General features: G+C 43.2%; 14 protein-coding genes. 11 read left to right on the forward strand and 3 right to left on the reverse strand.

Translation table 11 applies throughout. The annotated features are described in order from the left end of the window. The 5 genes from ABIC84_RS23255 to ABIC84_RS23275 all read left to right on the forward strand — a co-directional run bounded on the left by ABIC84_RS23255 (position 1) and on the right by ABIC84_RS23275 (position 7,492). Positions 1-1,416: a calcineurin-like phosphoesterase C-terminal domain-containing protein gene (locus tag ABIC84_RS23255; protein WP_429265108.1), complete on the forward strand. Its 1,416-nt coding sequence runs from the start codon at positions 1-3 to the stop codon at positions 1,414-1,416. A gap of 61 nt (positions 1,417-1,477) precedes the next feature. Beyond that, positions 1,478-2,311: a glycerophosphodiester phosphodiesterase family protein gene (locus ABIC84_RS23260; protein WP_429265109.1), complete on the forward strand. Its 834-nt coding sequence runs from the start codon at positions 1,478-1,480 to the stop codon at positions 2,309-2,311. Between the two features lie 391 nt (positions 2,312-2,702). Continuing rightward, a complete protein-coding gene (locus ABIC84_RS23265; protein ID WP_429265110.1) occupies positions 2,703-4,103 on the forward strand; it encodes an alpha-L-fucosidase in 1,401 nt (466 codons plus the stop codon). 162 nt (positions 4,104-4,265) lie between these two features. After that, complete coding sequence (locus ABIC84_RS23270) at positions 4,266-6,740, forward strand: glycosyl hydrolase family 95 catalytic domain-containing protein (protein WP_429265111.1); 2,475 nt, start codon at positions 4,266-4,268, stop codon at positions 6,738-6,740. After that, positions 6,737-7,492 (forward strand): GDSL-type esterase/lipase family protein, encoded by a 756-nt coding sequence (locus ABIC84_RS23275; protein ID WP_426586164.1) that lies wholly within the window; start codon positions 6,737-6,739, stop codon positions 7,490-7,492. The genes ABIC84_RS23270 and ABIC84_RS23275 overlap by 4 nt, the downstream gene beginning before the upstream one ends. A gap of 174 nt (positions 7,493-7,666) precedes the next feature. On the opposite strand, the gene ABIC84_RS23280 is transcribed toward ABIC84_RS23275, so the two are convergent. Then, positions 7,667-8,146, reverse strand: a complete 480-nt coding sequence (locus tag ABIC84_RS23280; RefSeq protein WP_091163405.1) for a hypothetical protein — start codon at positions 8,144-8,146, stop codon at positions 7,667-7,669. A 235-nt stretch (positions 8,147-8,381) separates the two neighbouring features. Then, positions 8,382-8,648, reverse strand: coding sequence for a CHC2 zinc finger domain-containing protein (locus ABIC84_RS23285; protein ID WP_146750446.1), 267 nt, complete (start codon positions 8,646-8,648; stop codon positions 8,382-8,384). Positions 8,649-8,994: 346 nt separating this feature from the next. Between ABIC84_RS23285 and ABIC84_RS23290 the strand changes: the two genes are divergently transcribed. The 4 genes from ABIC84_RS23290 (at position 8,995) to ABIC84_RS23305 (ending at position 12,540) form a co-directional block, all read left to right on the forward strand. Continuing rightward, on the forward strand, positions 8,995-9,444 hold the full coding sequence (locus ABIC84_RS23290; protein WP_426586168.1) for a GNAT family N-acetyltransferase: 450 nt from the start codon (positions 8,995-8,997) through the stop codon (positions 9,442-9,444). A gap of 119 nt (positions 9,445-9,563) precedes the next feature. Then, positions 9,564-9,734: a hypothetical protein gene (locus ABIC84_RS23295; RefSeq protein ID WP_426586170.1), complete on the forward strand. Its 171-nt coding sequence runs from the start codon at positions 9,564-9,566 to the stop codon at positions 9,732-9,734. Positions 9,735-9,794: 60 nt separating this feature from the next. After that, the gene (locus ABIC84_RS23300) at positions 9,795-10,268 is read left to right on the forward strand and encodes a Dps family protein (RefSeq protein WP_426586172.1); all 474 of its coding nucleotides are present in this window, start codon (positions 9,795-9,797) and stop codon (positions 10,266-10,268) included. A 511-nt stretch (positions 10,269-10,779) separates the two neighbouring features. Further along, positions 10,780-12,540: an alpha-L-rhamnosidase gene (locus ABIC84_RS23305; protein ID WP_426586174.1), complete on the forward strand. Its 1,761-nt coding sequence runs from the start codon at positions 10,780-10,782 to the stop codon at positions 12,538-12,540. A 4-nt stretch (positions 12,541-12,544) separates the two neighbouring features. On the opposite strand, the gene ABIC84_RS23310 is transcribed toward ABIC84_RS23305, so the two are convergent. Then, positions 12,545-12,916 (reverse strand): VOC family protein, encoded by a 372-nt coding sequence (locus tag ABIC84_RS23310; RefSeq protein ID WP_426586176.1) that lies wholly within the window; start codon positions 12,914-12,916, stop codon positions 12,545-12,547. A 160-nt stretch (positions 12,917-13,076) separates the two neighbouring features. Between ABIC84_RS23310 and ABIC84_RS23315 the strand changes: the two genes are divergently transcribed. Together ABIC84_RS23315 and ABIC84_RS23320 are read left to right on the forward strand one after the other, a co-directional pair. Then, positions 13,077-13,712: a (2Fe-2S)-binding protein gene (locus tag ABIC84_RS23315; RefSeq protein ID WP_429265112.1), complete on the forward strand. Its 636-nt coding sequence runs from the start codon at positions 13,077-13,079 to the stop codon at positions 13,710-13,712. Then, complete coding sequence (locus ABIC84_RS23320) at positions 13,709-14,701, forward strand: FAD binding domain-containing protein (RefSeq protein ID WP_426586180.1); 993 nt, start codon at positions 13,709-13,711, stop codon at positions 14,699-14,701. Before ABIC84_RS23315 ends, ABIC84_RS23320 begins: the two co-directional genes overlap by 4 nt. The last annotated feature ends 40 nt before the right edge of the window (positions 14,702-14,741 follow it).

Below are 14,741 nucleotides of genomic sequence, written 5' to 3' on the forward strand. Positions count from 1 at the left end.
ATGAACAGAAGATCATTTTTACAGGGCGTAGGCCTTATAACCGGCGGCGCGTTCATCTCGCTGCGTGCCAATGCACTTACTCAAATATTAAAAGGGGATATCGTTAAAGGTCGTGTTACCGCAGGCAAAAAAGGAATTAAAGGAGCAGTAATATCCGACGGTTTTTCGGTAGTGATTACCGATGATAAAGGCTATTACGAGCTTACTCCCAATGAAAAAGCCAAAAGCATTTTCATGAGCACGCCATCGGGGTACGAGTTTAAAACAGACTATAACGTAGCCAAACATTACGAAAACATAGGCGGCAGTTCGCATTTTGATTTTAAGCTGGAGCCGTTAAAAGTTGATGATTATAATCACCATTTCATTATCTGGGCCGATCCGCAGGTGAAAAACAAAAAGGATGTGAAACAAATGATGGATACCTCGGTTCCCGACACTATTGCTACCATAAAATCATTGGGGAAAAACGCGTTGGTGCATGGCATTTGCGTAGGTGATATTGTTTGGGATAACCATGAGCTTTTCCCGGCCTATAATGAAGCTGTTGCTCAAATGGGCATCCCGTTTTTCCAGGCGATAGGTAATCACGACATGGATTACCGCATGGGAGGGGATGAAACCTCGGATGTTACTTTTAAGCAGATCTATGGGCCAACTTATTATTCCTTTAACCGTGGTAAAGCACATTATGCAGTATTGGATAACGTTCGGTACCTGGGCGTTGAACGCGAGTACGATGGCTATATCACGGAAGATCAGCTAAACTGGCTGGCGAAAGATCTGCAATACGTTAAGAAAGATCAATTGCTGATCATCAACCTGCATATCCCGGTTTATAACCAGGTGAAAAACAATCAGGATTTTTATAAAGTGCTGGAAGGCTTTACCAATGTACATATCATGTCGGGCCATACGCATTACCATGACAACAATATCACCAATGGCATCTTTGAGCATAACCACGGCACCGTATGCGGCGGCTGGTGGACAGGGCCAATCTGCGTTGATGGTACCCCGCGCGGTTATGGCGTGTACTCAGTAAACGGCACCGAATTAAAATGGTACTATAAATCCACAGGTTTACCGGCCGAAAATCAGATCAGTGTTTATGCCGAAAAACTGACCAACCAGATGCGCCTCATTGCCAACGTTTGGAATTATGATCCGCAGTGGAGAGTTGTGTATTATTTAGACGACAAACCAATGGGAGTTTTATCAAAAGAGCAGGGATATGATCCCTTATCGGTAAGTTTGTATAAAGGTGATCAGTTGCCGGCAGGCCGCCATTTTGTTGAGCCTCATGAGACAGGGCATTTGTTTGTGGCGTATTTTGAGCCGTCGGTTAAAAAGGTTAGGGTTGAAGCTACAGATCGATTTGGGAATAAATATTCAAGCGAATTAGATGCGAAATAAAATAAACATTGTTGGCGGAATAAGCCTTATCTTGTTATCAGGCTTTACTGTTGTTAAAAACATGGAATTAAAAAATGCAGATTTCCCCTCATTCAGTGCCGAAGCGCATCGCGGCGGCAGGGGACTGAGGCCCGAAAATACCATTCCTGCTATGAAAAACGCCATCGATCTTGGTGTTGTTACCACGCTGGAGATGGATACGCACATTACGGCTGATGGGCAGGTGGTTTTATCGCATGACGAATATGTCAACCCGCTGTTTTCGCTTACTCCTGATGGTAAGGAGATCAGCAAGGAAGATGCGAAAAACCTGATCCTCTATAAAATGAAATATGAGGACCTGAAAAAGTATGATGTAGGCTCAAAACCCTACAGCAAATTTCCGCGCCAGCAGAAGTTAAAAACCTATATGCCCCTGTTATCCGAATTGATTGATTCGGTGCAGGATTATATTAAGGTTAATCATAAAAAATCGGCATTCTACAACATCGAAACTAAATGCTCCCCGGCCGGCGACGGTATTTATAACCCTGGTCCTGATGAGTTTGTGGAAAAATTAATGGCCGTCCTGATCGAAAAGAAAATACTGCCCTACGTGGTGATCCAGTCGTTTGATAAACGTACGCTACAGATCATCCACAAAAAATATCCTGATGTACGTACTTCCTATCTTATCGAAAACAAAAAAACGTTTGAAGATAATATGGCCGATTTGGGCTTTACCCCATTCATCTACAGCCCGGACTATAAACTGGTTGATGCCAACCTGGTAAAGAAATGCCATGATGCAAAGATTAAAGTACTACCATGGACTGTAAATACCAAAAAGGAAATAGAACAACTCAAAAGTTTAGGTGTTGATGGTGTGATTACGGATTATCCGGATTTGTTTTAGTGAAACAACCTGCCGCCGCTCGGCTCCAGCCGAGTGGCAACTATCACGCGGCCTCCGGCCGCCGCAAATAATACAAGCGTTTATTTCTTGCTCACTCCTGCGCTCATTTATAATGAGTGCTTAATATGGTCTTGCGTTTGTAACGCAACCGGGCGATACAATCGCCAAATCATTTTAAGCGCTCGTTGCAAACAAACGTAAGTTTAAACACGGCGGCCAGAGGCCGCAAAATAGTTGCCACTCGGCTGGAGCCGAGCGGCGGCATATGTTTTTATCCTCGCCACGCCAAATAAGCTGAATGTAATGTCAATTTTCGATAATCTAAACATTAAATTTAAATGTGATATTGCGATTGTTAAAACGTTTTATCAATTTAACCAACAACCCAATCATGTTTAAATTAAGAGCTATATGCTTAGCAGCCTTTTGTGCGGCTTCACTCTCACTAAAAGCACAAACAGCGCAGCAGCCTGTAAAACCGCTTGCCCAGCTTCAGCAGGAATTTGTCGACCTGCGTTTTGGCATGTTTATCCACTTTAACATCCCAACCTATATGGATCAGGACTGGGCCGATCCGGAAGCATTGCCAACCATCTTCAATCCAAAAAAACTCAATTGCGATCAATGGGCAAAGGCGGCAAAATCGGCCAACATGACTTACGGTTGTATCACTACCAAACATCACAGCGGTTTTTGTATCTGGGATACCAAAACAACCGATTATAACGTAATGAACAGTCCGCTGAAAAAGGATGTGGTTAAAGAATATGCCGATGCGTTCAGGGCTAACGGTTTAAAAGTGTTCCTGTATTATTCTATTCTGGATACCCATCACAGGTTAAGGCCAAACATGATCACGCCAAAGCATATTGAAATGGTAAAAGCACAGATCACAGAACTGATGACCAAATACGGCGAGGTTTCTGCATTGATCATTGACGGATGGGATGCCCCATGGTCCAGGATCTCGTATGATGATGTTCCGTTTGAAGAGATCTACACACTGGTAAAATCATTACAGCCAAACTGCCTCGTAATGGACCTTAACGGAGCCAAATACCCCGCCGAGGGCATGTATTATACCGATATCAAAACTTATGAAATGGGTGCAGGTCAGCGTGTATCTACCAAAGATAACCGGATGCCGGCTATTGCCTGTTTACCGTTGCAGGCCAACTGGTTTTGGGAAACAAGCCACCCAACAACACCGGTTAAGCAGCCTGCTAAACTGGTTAACGATATCCTGAAACCATTGAACAATGTCGACTGTAATTTTATCCTGAACGTAGCACCAAACCGCGATGGTTTATTTGACGATAACGCCCTTGCCGCACTTAAAGAGATCGGTAAGCTTTGGAAAAACGAAGGCCCGGTAGCTAAGCTTTCTACGTTGGATGCGCCGATTATTTCGTCAAACATTGCAAAAAATCAGCCGGCAAGCGCAAGCTGGAGCGATGATTCGGCTATTATGGATTTTGCTAACGATGATGATTTTCATAGCTCATGGGTGTCAAACCCAACAGTTAAAAATCCATGGTACGAGATAGATTTTAAGAAAGACCAGGCACTGAACACCATTGTTATTGCTGAAGAAAAACCTAATATTTCACATTACCGACTGGAATATTACCTGAACGGAAGCTGGAAACCCTTGTTTGAGGGCGAAAACGCTAACAAGATTAAAGTTCACCGTTTTGACAGGGTATGGGCCGGCAAGGTTCGGATCTCGATAGATAAAGCCGAACACCAGGTATCAATAGCCGAGTTCCAGGTTTATAACGAAAGAAGATAATACACTATAACTGATTGACTGACTACTTACTAAGGAAGACCCGCCCGCAAGGCGGGTTTTTTTGTATGCCGTAACCCGTTTTTGTATATTAAAATGCCAATAAGCATTATTTTTTATGGCTGTTGCATTGTTATACTTGTAAAAACAATTTTAACCAATTTTATGAACCAAGGCCTGAAAACAACACTCCTGTTTGTAGTTTTACCGCTATGCATGCAATTAATTGCGCCCAACGCAAACGCGCAGAACAATACTTTATGGTATAAAAAACCCGCAAAAGCGTGGACAGAAGCTTTACCTATCGGCAACGGCAGGTTAGGAGCCATGATTTTTGGTGGTGTTGATGATGAATTGCTGCAACTCAATGAATCAACATTATGGTCGGGCGGGCCGGTGAAGCAAAATGTAAATCCAGGGGCATTTCAATACCTGGCCCAGGTAAGGGAAGCGTTGTTTAAAGGGGAATATCAAAAGGCGCATGAGCTAACGCAAAAGATGCAGGGATTATACTCCGAAAGCTTTCTGCCCATGGCCAATCTGCATATCAACCAATCATATAACGGTGGTAACAGCACCAGCTATTACCGCGATCTGAATATCGGTAACGCCGTTGCCACAACAAAATATACTGTTGGCGGCGTAAACTATAAGCGCGAAATTTTTGCTTCGGCACCTGATAAGGTAATTGTTATCCGGTTTACGGCCGATAAGGCTAAACAGTTAAATCTTAAAATAAATACAAGTAGCCAGCTTCATTTCCAAAAAGAGGTGCTGAGTAAAAATGTATTACAGCTAAGCGGCAAAGCTCCGGCACATGTTGAGCCCAGTTATGTTGATTCAAAAAATCCAATAGTTTATGCCGATGATGATAAGTGTAGGGGCATGCGGTACGAGGTGCTGGCAAAGGCAGTAAGCAGTGATGGTAAAATAACTGCTGATACAAGCGGGATCACTGTAAAAGGGGCATCAAGTTTAACATTGTATGTTACCGCAGCTACCAGTTTTAAAGCCTATAATCAGTGCCCTGATGGCGACGAAAAGGTTGCGGCCAAAAATCTTGATAAAGCTGCTGCCAAGCCTTACGCACAGTTACTTACCGCCCACCTTGCCGACTATCACCGTTTTTTTAACAGGGTAAACCTCAAGCTTAATGATAATAAAGGCAGTCATGCCGGATTGCCGACCGATGAAAGGCTTGCACTTTACAACAAAAATCAGGGTGCTGACCCAGGTATTGAAGCTTTATATTTTCAATACGGCCGTTATCTGTTAATAAGCAGCTCAAGAACACCGGGCGTTCCTGCTAACCTTCAGGGCATCTGGAATAAAGAATTACGTGCACCATGGAGCTCAAACTATACCAGCAACATCAACGTGCAAATGAACTATTGGATGGCCGAGGACTGTAACCTGTCTGAAATGCACCAGCCTTTATTCGAGTTGATCAAAGGATTATCGGAAACGGGCGCTGGTGTTGCTAAAGATTTCTACCATGCTAAAGGCTGGGTAACCCACCATAATACAGATATCTGGGCGTTGGCTAACCCCGTAGGCGACCTTGGTCATGGCGATCCTAAATGGGCAAACTGGGCAATGGGTGGCGACTGGCTAACCCGTCACCTTTGGGAGCACTATTTATATACCGGCGATAAAGCGTTTTTGAAAAATACAGCTTACCCTTTAATGAAAGGCGCGGCCGAATTTACTTTTGATTGGCTGGTACCCGATGGTCAGGGACATTTGGTAACTGCACCGTCGATGTCGCCCGAGAATGATTTTATTTATGCAGATGGTAAGGTATCGGATGTTTCTGTTTCTACTACAATGGATATGGGCATCATTCGTGATCTGTTTGATAACCTGATAGCTGCAACCAAAGTACTGGGCGTTGATGCCACTTTCAGGGATTCACTTATCGCCAAAAAAGCTAAACTGATCCCATATCAGATTGGCAGCAAAGGCCAGTTGCAGGAGTGGTACAAAGACCAGGAATCGCCAGATCCGCATCACCGTCACGTGTCGCATTTATATTCCGTTTATCCGGCTAATGAAATTTCTGTAGCTGCAAACCTGGAGCTGGCAGCGGCGGCAAAACGTTCGTTAGAGTTACGCGGCGATGAAAGTACCGGATGGAGCCTGGCCTGGAAAGTAAACCTTTGGGCCCGGTTGAGAGATGGCAACCATGCCTACAAACTTTACCGCGATCTGCTGCGCTTAACCGGCGAAAGTGGATACAACTACAGCGAGGGTGGGGGCCTCTATCCCAATATGTTTGATGCCCACCCTCCGTTCCAGATTGATGGAAATTTTGGTGGCACCTCTGGTTTGGCCGAAATGCTGCTGCAAAGCCAGGATGGTAATGTACACCTGCTACCTGCATTGCCCGATGCCTGGGCCAATGGTGAAATTAAAGGTTTGGTAGCAAGAGGCGCATTTGTAGTTGACATGAAATGGGCAGCGGGCAAGGTTGTGACCGCCCAAGTGTTATCAAAAACAGGCGGCACCTGCCATATTATATCTAAATCTAAACTGACAGTTAAAGGTTTAAGTGCTACTCCTATTAAAGTAAAAGAGGGGTATGAGTTGGTGATCAATACAAAAAAAGGCAAATCATATCAATTAGTAAGGAGCATATGAGCAACAGTAGGAGAGATTTTTTAAAGAAAGCATCGCTGGCGGGCGCATCAGCAATGGCAGCACCGGGATTGGTGTCAGCATCAGCAAAGAATGATGATTATTTGCCAGATGATGACATTGGAAAAACTTTTCTTTTCCAGGGCGATTCGATAACCGACGGCGGCCGCAGTTATGATAAAGACTGGAACCATGTTTACGGTCAGGGCTATGCTTATTTGATAACTGCCCGGATTAATTTTGATTATCCCGGCCGTGATTACCAGTTTTTTAACCGGGGAATAAGCGGTAACACCGTAAATGACCTCGCTGCCCGCTGGCAAAAAGATACATTGGATATTAAGCCAGATATACTAAGCGTATTGATAGGCATTAACGATGTGCATAGGGCAATAATGCAGGGCGATAAAGCAACCGCCGAAGATTTCAGTAATGCTTATGATAGGCTATTAACACAAACTAAAGCTGCGTTACCCAATGTTAAGCTGATTATGTTAGAGCCTTTTATTTTACCCGTTGGTATGGTAGGCAAGAACCCGGAGCTATGGACAACTGAAGTTCAAAAGCGACAGGTTATAGTTAAATCACTTGCGTCAAAATTTAACGCCATTTTTGTGCCTTTGCAGGAAGTTTTTAATAAAGCTTTACAAAAGGCCAAAGCTGAACATTGGATCTGGGATGGTGTTCATCCCATGCCCGCCGGGCATGAGCTCATTGCCCGGGAATGGATGAAGGCGGTTAAAAAGCTGTATTGATGTTTGCCGTTTTACGATACAAAAACTCGTTGTGAGTATAGCGTGGCAATCCCATAGCCAATGCATGTCCAATTTGTACAGCTACGAGATTGTCTCGCCTTTTCTTTACATGACTTTTTAACCAGTATCTCCAACCCAAATCTCTTCTTCCGAACACTAACAACGGCGTAGAAATTAATGAATCTTTTTCCAATCTATGATATCATGATATTCGTAGTAATCAGCAATAGATTCAATATCATAAAGAATTGGTTCTGCTGAAATGTGAATGCTTTCTAAATATTTTAGATATTTCTTATGGGTTGAAAAGCCCCGCTCTATTTTCTTTGCTGGAACCACAACATACCACCCTTCTTTAACATAATTTCCATGAAGAATTGAATTAGTGTAATAAACCAGAATTACTCCATCTATAACATTTGCTTTTTTAATGTGAGAAAAGCCTGTATCCCCATCTATGCCTTCCAGGTTCATTCCCCATCCTGATTCTTTAGTTACAATTATTGCTTCATAAGGTTTAATGAATGGTAACCTGGCTGAATCCCATTCTCCTTTTGCTGTGTAAAATTCATCTATATTAGATCGTTTATGAGATTGCCCGGAGCAGGAGAATAGCAGTAAAATGGTTAAAGGAAACAAAAGAGTCGTTTTCATTGGTTTATTGTACATTTCGTTGCCAAGAGCTAACCAAAAAACTGTCTTCACGCATTTATTGGTTAAGGTAATAATAGAATTGTAAATAAAAGCTCTAAAAAAATATCAAACAGGCTATTGGTCGGTTAGTTCGTAGCACAAATAAACTTTATCACCGGCTTTGTTTTTGATTTTAAAGAAAAAGCTTTAGTACGAAAAAAGCAAATCGGGTAAGCCTGATCCGCTTTTGTAAAACTTAATTACTTCCCGCAATCATTTGAATTGCCTCTTCGCGGGTTTTGTGTTCAATGGCCATTACAAATTCAACAGGGCCGCCGCCTTTACCGCAGCCAAAGCATTGAAATATATTTTTTTCAGGCGATACCATCAATGATGTAGCCTGGTCTTTATGAAATGGGCAGCGGCCTTTTAAATTTCTCCGGCTTTCTTCAAGCAATACATATTTTGAAACAATTCGTACAAGATCGGCCTGTACCGGCGACAGGGAATGAGATGCAGACATGTTGGGTAATAGAATGATTAATTTATCAGGCTGCGAAAATAATTTTTTACCAGGTTGGAATAAGGGATTGTTGAAAAAAATGTGATTTCCACGGGACAAGGTAATGCCTCTTTATTACAAGTGATAATTTACATAGCAACTGGGCATCACTTTTATTTAGGCGCCCACATGCTAAGTTGATGGATGTTTAACAGATGGCTTGTTCTGCGCATTCCCAAAACAAGTTCGGTATGACTTTTTTTAAGTAACTGGCGATGCTTTCTGCTTTTCTCAGAAATATTTACTTTAGCCACACAAGCAAATCGGCAAAAAGACTTTGCGCTTTGCGAGAGAAAAATCGAACACCATGAACTACACTCAAATTTGCAAAGCTTTTAATGATTTAACCGTTACCGAACTGTACCAATTACTAAAGCTCAGGAGCGAGGTATTTGTAGTTGAACAAAATTGTGTGTTTTTAGACACCGATGATAAAGACTACGCTTGCCACCATCTGTTATTGTTTGATGATGATCAGGACCTGGTGGCTTATGCCCGTATTGTACCCGCGGGTAAATCATATGCCGAAGCATCAATTGGGCGTATAGTTAGCAGCAAAAAAGTACGCGGTACAGGTGTAGGTAAAATACTAACCCAGGCCGCTATCGATCAAACTAAAAAGATCTATGGAGATGTGCCTATCCGGATAGGGGCACAGTACTACGCTATCAAGTTTTATGAACAGTCGGGCTTTAAAATTGATGGTGAAATTTATGATGAAGATGGTATCGACCATATTGAAATGATCCTGTCCTGACAGATCTCTACCTGAAAAGAGCACTGATGATTGTTGTTGCCCGCTTTACTAATTTGATGCAGTTGTAAATGTGTTACTGATTAAATTGTATGATGACACTTCCAAAAAAACTACATATCATGAAAGTCATAATCTGCGGGGCGATGGTGTTTATCACGCTTGTACTGTCATCTATTGGTTGGGATTTGTCATACACATACCATGATCATCATGCACCGTTTATTTTTTACTTTGGGGTAACCGCATTTACGTTATATTGGCCCAGTAAAAACACAGTTCAGCATGTGTAATCATTCGCTCCAATATGAATAAGTTATAATAAGAAATAGCAATCACAAATTACATATATCATGAAAACAAACATCGGAATTAATGAAGCAGACCGCCAGGCCGTTTCAGATCAGTTAGCCAAATTATTAGCCGACGAATTTGTACTGTACACCAAAACCCGTAATGCACATTGGAACATTGAAGGTCCTGATTTTCACTCTATGCATGTATTTTTTGAACAGCAATACAATGAGCTTGATGAAATAATGGACAGCGTTGCCGAACGCATCCGTAAAATTGGCCACTACGCACCGGCTACTTTAACCCAATTATTACAACTTACCCATTTAACCGAAAAACTTGATCATAAAAATGATAGCCTTGGTTTTTTGAAAGAATTGCTTGAAGACCATGAAAGCATCATCGAGTTTATCCGCGGTAATATCGATCCTTTTGTTAGCAAGTACAGTGATGCAGGTACCAGCGATTTTATTACCGGCCTGATGGAAACACACGAAGGCATGGCCTGGATGCTGAGGTCGCATTTCAGATAAAATCCCCGTTTAAATAACACTTTTCGGCTCAAATGATCTTCCGGATGCAAACGGAAGATCATGAGCGAAAAGTAAAATAATTATCTCTGCAATATTATTCAGCCTGCTCATGGTAAGTTAGTTGTTGATGATAATCCTATTGCCATGCAAATCTTTTACACCTTCGGTGCATTTTTTACTTGTTCCTGAAGTAAGACCTCCGGCGGAGAGCGTTAAATGCCACCGATGACATCATATATTTTTAAAAAAGATAGTGCAGGATGCCAGATCATGATGAAAGCGTTAGTATTGTTTAAATTATAAACTTACTGGCTTTCACCATAAATCCGTATAATTTGGTACTGGGTCTCCGGTAAATCTACAAGGGGGGTAAAGATCTTGAATCGATGAAAAAGAGGATGCTTAACCAAGCAACTAATAAAGTAAACGAAACAGACCTTTGCTACAGCACTTTTCATTGTGCCCCCTCTCAAGAACCGAATTTTAAAAACAGACAAAAAGATATTTTCACATGAAGAAAATCATCGGCATACTCACATTAACCATCATCTGTTTTATCTGTCAGGCCCAAAAGCTTCCTCCGGTTTTTGATGCTAAGCAATCTGCCGAAGCACAATCGACAGAAACGGTGAGGAAATATCTTTCACCCGTCCGCATTCTTTGGAAATCGCCCAATGCGGCTACCAATATTATCAATGCCGAAAAACTGCTGAAGCAAGGTGATGGACAGGCCGATCTTTCAGGTAATGACTTGTGCATTCTCCAAAGTAATGAAAAAGGCAAACCTGGTTTACTGCTTGATTTTGGTAGGGAACTCCATGGCGGTTTGCAATTGGTAACCGATCAATCAAAAAGTGGCAAGCCAGTGAGGGTGCGTATTCGTTTTGGCGAATCGGCAAGCGAAGCTATGTCAAATATCGACACCATAAAAGGCGCTACGAACGACCACGCCATGCGCGATATGATCATATCCCTGCCATGGTTGGGTAAGCTGGAAATCGGTAACACCGGTTTTCGCTTTGTCCGGATAGATTTGGTGGATGATAACAGTCAACTTAAGCTGAAAGAAGCAAGGGCCATTTTTGTTTACCGCGATATCCCTTACCTCGGCTCATTTAAATGCAGTGATACGTTGCTTAACAAAATCTGGCTTACCGGTGCGTACACCGTCCATCTTAACATGCAGGATTATCTTTGGGACGGAATCAAGCGCGATAGGCTGGTTTGGGTAGGTGATATGCATCCCGAAACATCAACCATTGCCGCTGTATTTGGCGATAATCCGGTGGTGTCAAAGAGCCTTGATCTGGCACGGAACACTACCCCTTTGCCGGGCTACATGAACGGGATGGTATCCTATTCCATGTGGTGGATCCTGATCCAACGCGATTGGTATATGCATACCGGTAATTTGAAATATCTGCAGCAGCAGAAAGCTTACCTGGTAAAGTTGCTGGATCAGTACGCTGTACAGGTTGATGCAAACGGCAGCGAAAAGCTGGACGGTGCCGGTCGGTTTTTAGACTGGCCATCGAGCGAAAATAAACCTGCTATTCATGCCGGCTTACAGGCCATGCTGGTGATGACCCTGAATGCCGGTGCCGAGCTCTGCAAAATATTGAAAGATCCGGCCACCGCCAAAAAATGCGAAGCCGCGGTTGCTAAACTAAAAAATAATGTGCCGGATGCCAGCGGTTCAAAACAGGCAGCAGCCTTATTGGGCTTATCGGGTTTACTCCCTGCCGAAAAAGCAAACGATATTCTTTCTAAAGATGGAGTACACAATTACTCAACGTTTTTTGGTTATTATATGCTGTTGACCAAAGCCAAAGCCGGCGACTACCAGGGTGGCATTGACGCTATCCGTAACTTTTGGGGACCGATGCTGAACCTTGGCGCTACTACTTTTTGGGAAGATTTTAATATCGACTGGCTGCCCAACGCTTCGCGGATAGATGAGTTGGTGCCCGATGGTAAAAAAGATATCCATGGTGATTATGGCGCTTATTGTTATAAAGGTTTCAGGCATAGCCTTTCGCATGGCTGGGCATCAGGGCCAACACCGTGGTTAACCGAGTATGTATTGGGTGTAAAGGTAATAGCGCCGGGTTGTAAGGTAATTAAGATTGAACCCCATTTGGGCGATCTGAGCTTTGTCGAAGGTACTTATCCAACGCCATATGGTATTGTGAAAATTAAACATGTTAAGCAGGCTGATGGGAAAGTGAAATCGGTGATTAATGCCCCAGCCGGGATTAGGGTAATTCAATAAATATCTACCGTTGCCGCTGGCAAAACCGTAAAGTATTGCCGTCAGTATCCGTAACATAAAACTCGCGCGTTCCCCAGGTTTGGTCGGTTGGTCCCTGGTGAACGGGTGATTCTTTTTTAACTGAGGTATCCAACCCGCGGGATAGGTAATATGTAAACCGGCTATCCATATCATTAACCCAAACATTTACCACCGAACCAAATAAGTGGTCGCTTTCATATACTGTTAACTGCAGCTCTCCAAATTCGCTTATTAGGTCAATAACGCCGTCGTCAGCGGTGGCTTCTGGGTATTTGAGCCTGAAATCAAGCACGTTAGTGTAAAAACCAACGGCCTGGTGTAAGTCCCGGCATTTAAAAAGTGGGATCATTTTCATTGTGAAGTATTTGCTTAAAGTTAGCCCTAAACTTTTGTTAGAAGAAATATTAAAAGCGCAGCGATTGAATAATTGGATTTTTCATTGTTCAAAACAAATTTGTTACGGAGTTATTGATATTAAAAGTGCTATCTTGGTGTAATTATAAATCGCTGTACCTATGTCTACAACAAAGCCCTGCACTCCAACCGACGGCGAAGACAATTCAAACGGAACGCGCCGTGATTTTCTTAAGCAAACATCGCTGTTAACGGCCATTGCCTTAACACCGGGTACTGTAGTTAAAGCGGCCGAAAACCAATGGGATGAGAAACTTGCCGGCGTTTTTGAAAAGCAAGCCCTGCACCTGGAGGTGAACGGTGTAAAACATGAATTGATGGTTGAACCGCGTGTGACCTTGCTGGAAGTGCTGCGCGAATACCTCGACCTTACGGGTACCAAAAAGGGTTGCGACCGCGGCCAGTGCGGCGCTTGTACGGTGCATGTAAATAGCGTACGCGTTAACTCATGCCTAAGTCTTGCATTAACAAATGATGGTAAAAAGATAACCACTATTGAAGGCCTTGCCAAAGAGGAAGAGCTGCACCCTATGCAGGAGGCTTTTATTAAGCATGATGGTTTTCAATGCGGATATTGCACATCGGGACAGATCATGTCGGCTGTGGCTTTGCTTAAAGAAGGCCATGCCGGTTCCGAAACAGAGATCAGGGAGTTTATGAGCGGTAATATTTGCCGTTGCGGCGCTTATCCCAATATTGTTAAGGCTATTCAGGAAGTTAAAGGAGGTATGGTATGAACCAGTTTCAATACACACGACCAGCCGAAACGGCTGTCGCCGTTAAATCATTGGCAAAAGAACCAAACGGTTACTTTTTGGCAGGCGGAACCAATTTGGTTGATATGATGAAGATGGGATTGGTAGTACCGGATAAGTTGATTGATATTAACCGCCTCCCGCTTAAAAAGATAGAAAAAACGGCCACAGGTATGCACATCGGCGCTTTAGCCTCCAATAGTGAGGTTGCTGAGCACGCTTATATAAAGGCGCAATACCCGTTGCTGGCGCTGGCTATCAATGCCGGTGCTTCGCCGCAGCTGCGCAATATGGCTACCGTTGGGGGCAATCTTATGCAGCGCACCCGCTGTCCTTATTTTTTTGATACTGCCATGCCTTGCAATAAACGTACACCCGGAAGCGGTTGTGGAGCGTTGGAGGGGATTAATCGCATGCATGCCCTTTTTGGCGCCAGCGATAAATGTATTGCCGTTAACCCCAGTGATATGAATGTGGCGCTGGCCGCATTGGATGCCACCATCCACGTAACGGGTGTAAAAGGCCCGAGAGCCATTCAGATTGGTGATTTTCACCGCTTGCCAGGCGACCATCCCGAACTTGATAATACCCTGCAAAAAGGTGAGCTGATCACTTCAGTTGATCTGCCCACAGCATCATCTGCTTATAACAAACACGTTTACTATTTAAAAATCCGCGACCGTACATCATATGCCTTTGCCCTGGTTTCGGTGGCTGCTGCCTTGCATATCGAAAATAATACCATTACAGGCGCAAGGTTGGCAATGGGTGGGGTAGCACATAAGCCATGGCGTTTATCCACTGCCGAAACATTTTTAAAAGGTAAAGCTGTTAATGAAGATAATTTTAAGCATGCAGCGCAAATTGCCATGCAGGGAGCTAAAGCTTATGAGTACAACAAGTTTAAGTTAAAGCTTGCACCTAATGCTATTGTACAATCCTTAAAATTGGCCACCGGCCTTGCATCATAAATTAACAACTATTTAGCTAATAGATTTAATACTGATCTTC

Origin of the sequence: Mucilaginibacter sp. 3215 (assembly GCF_050433785.1) — a bacterium.
In the GTDB taxonomy this organism is placed as follows: Bacteria; Bacteroidota; Bacteroidia; order Sphingobacteriales; family Sphingobacteriaceae; genus Mucilaginibacter.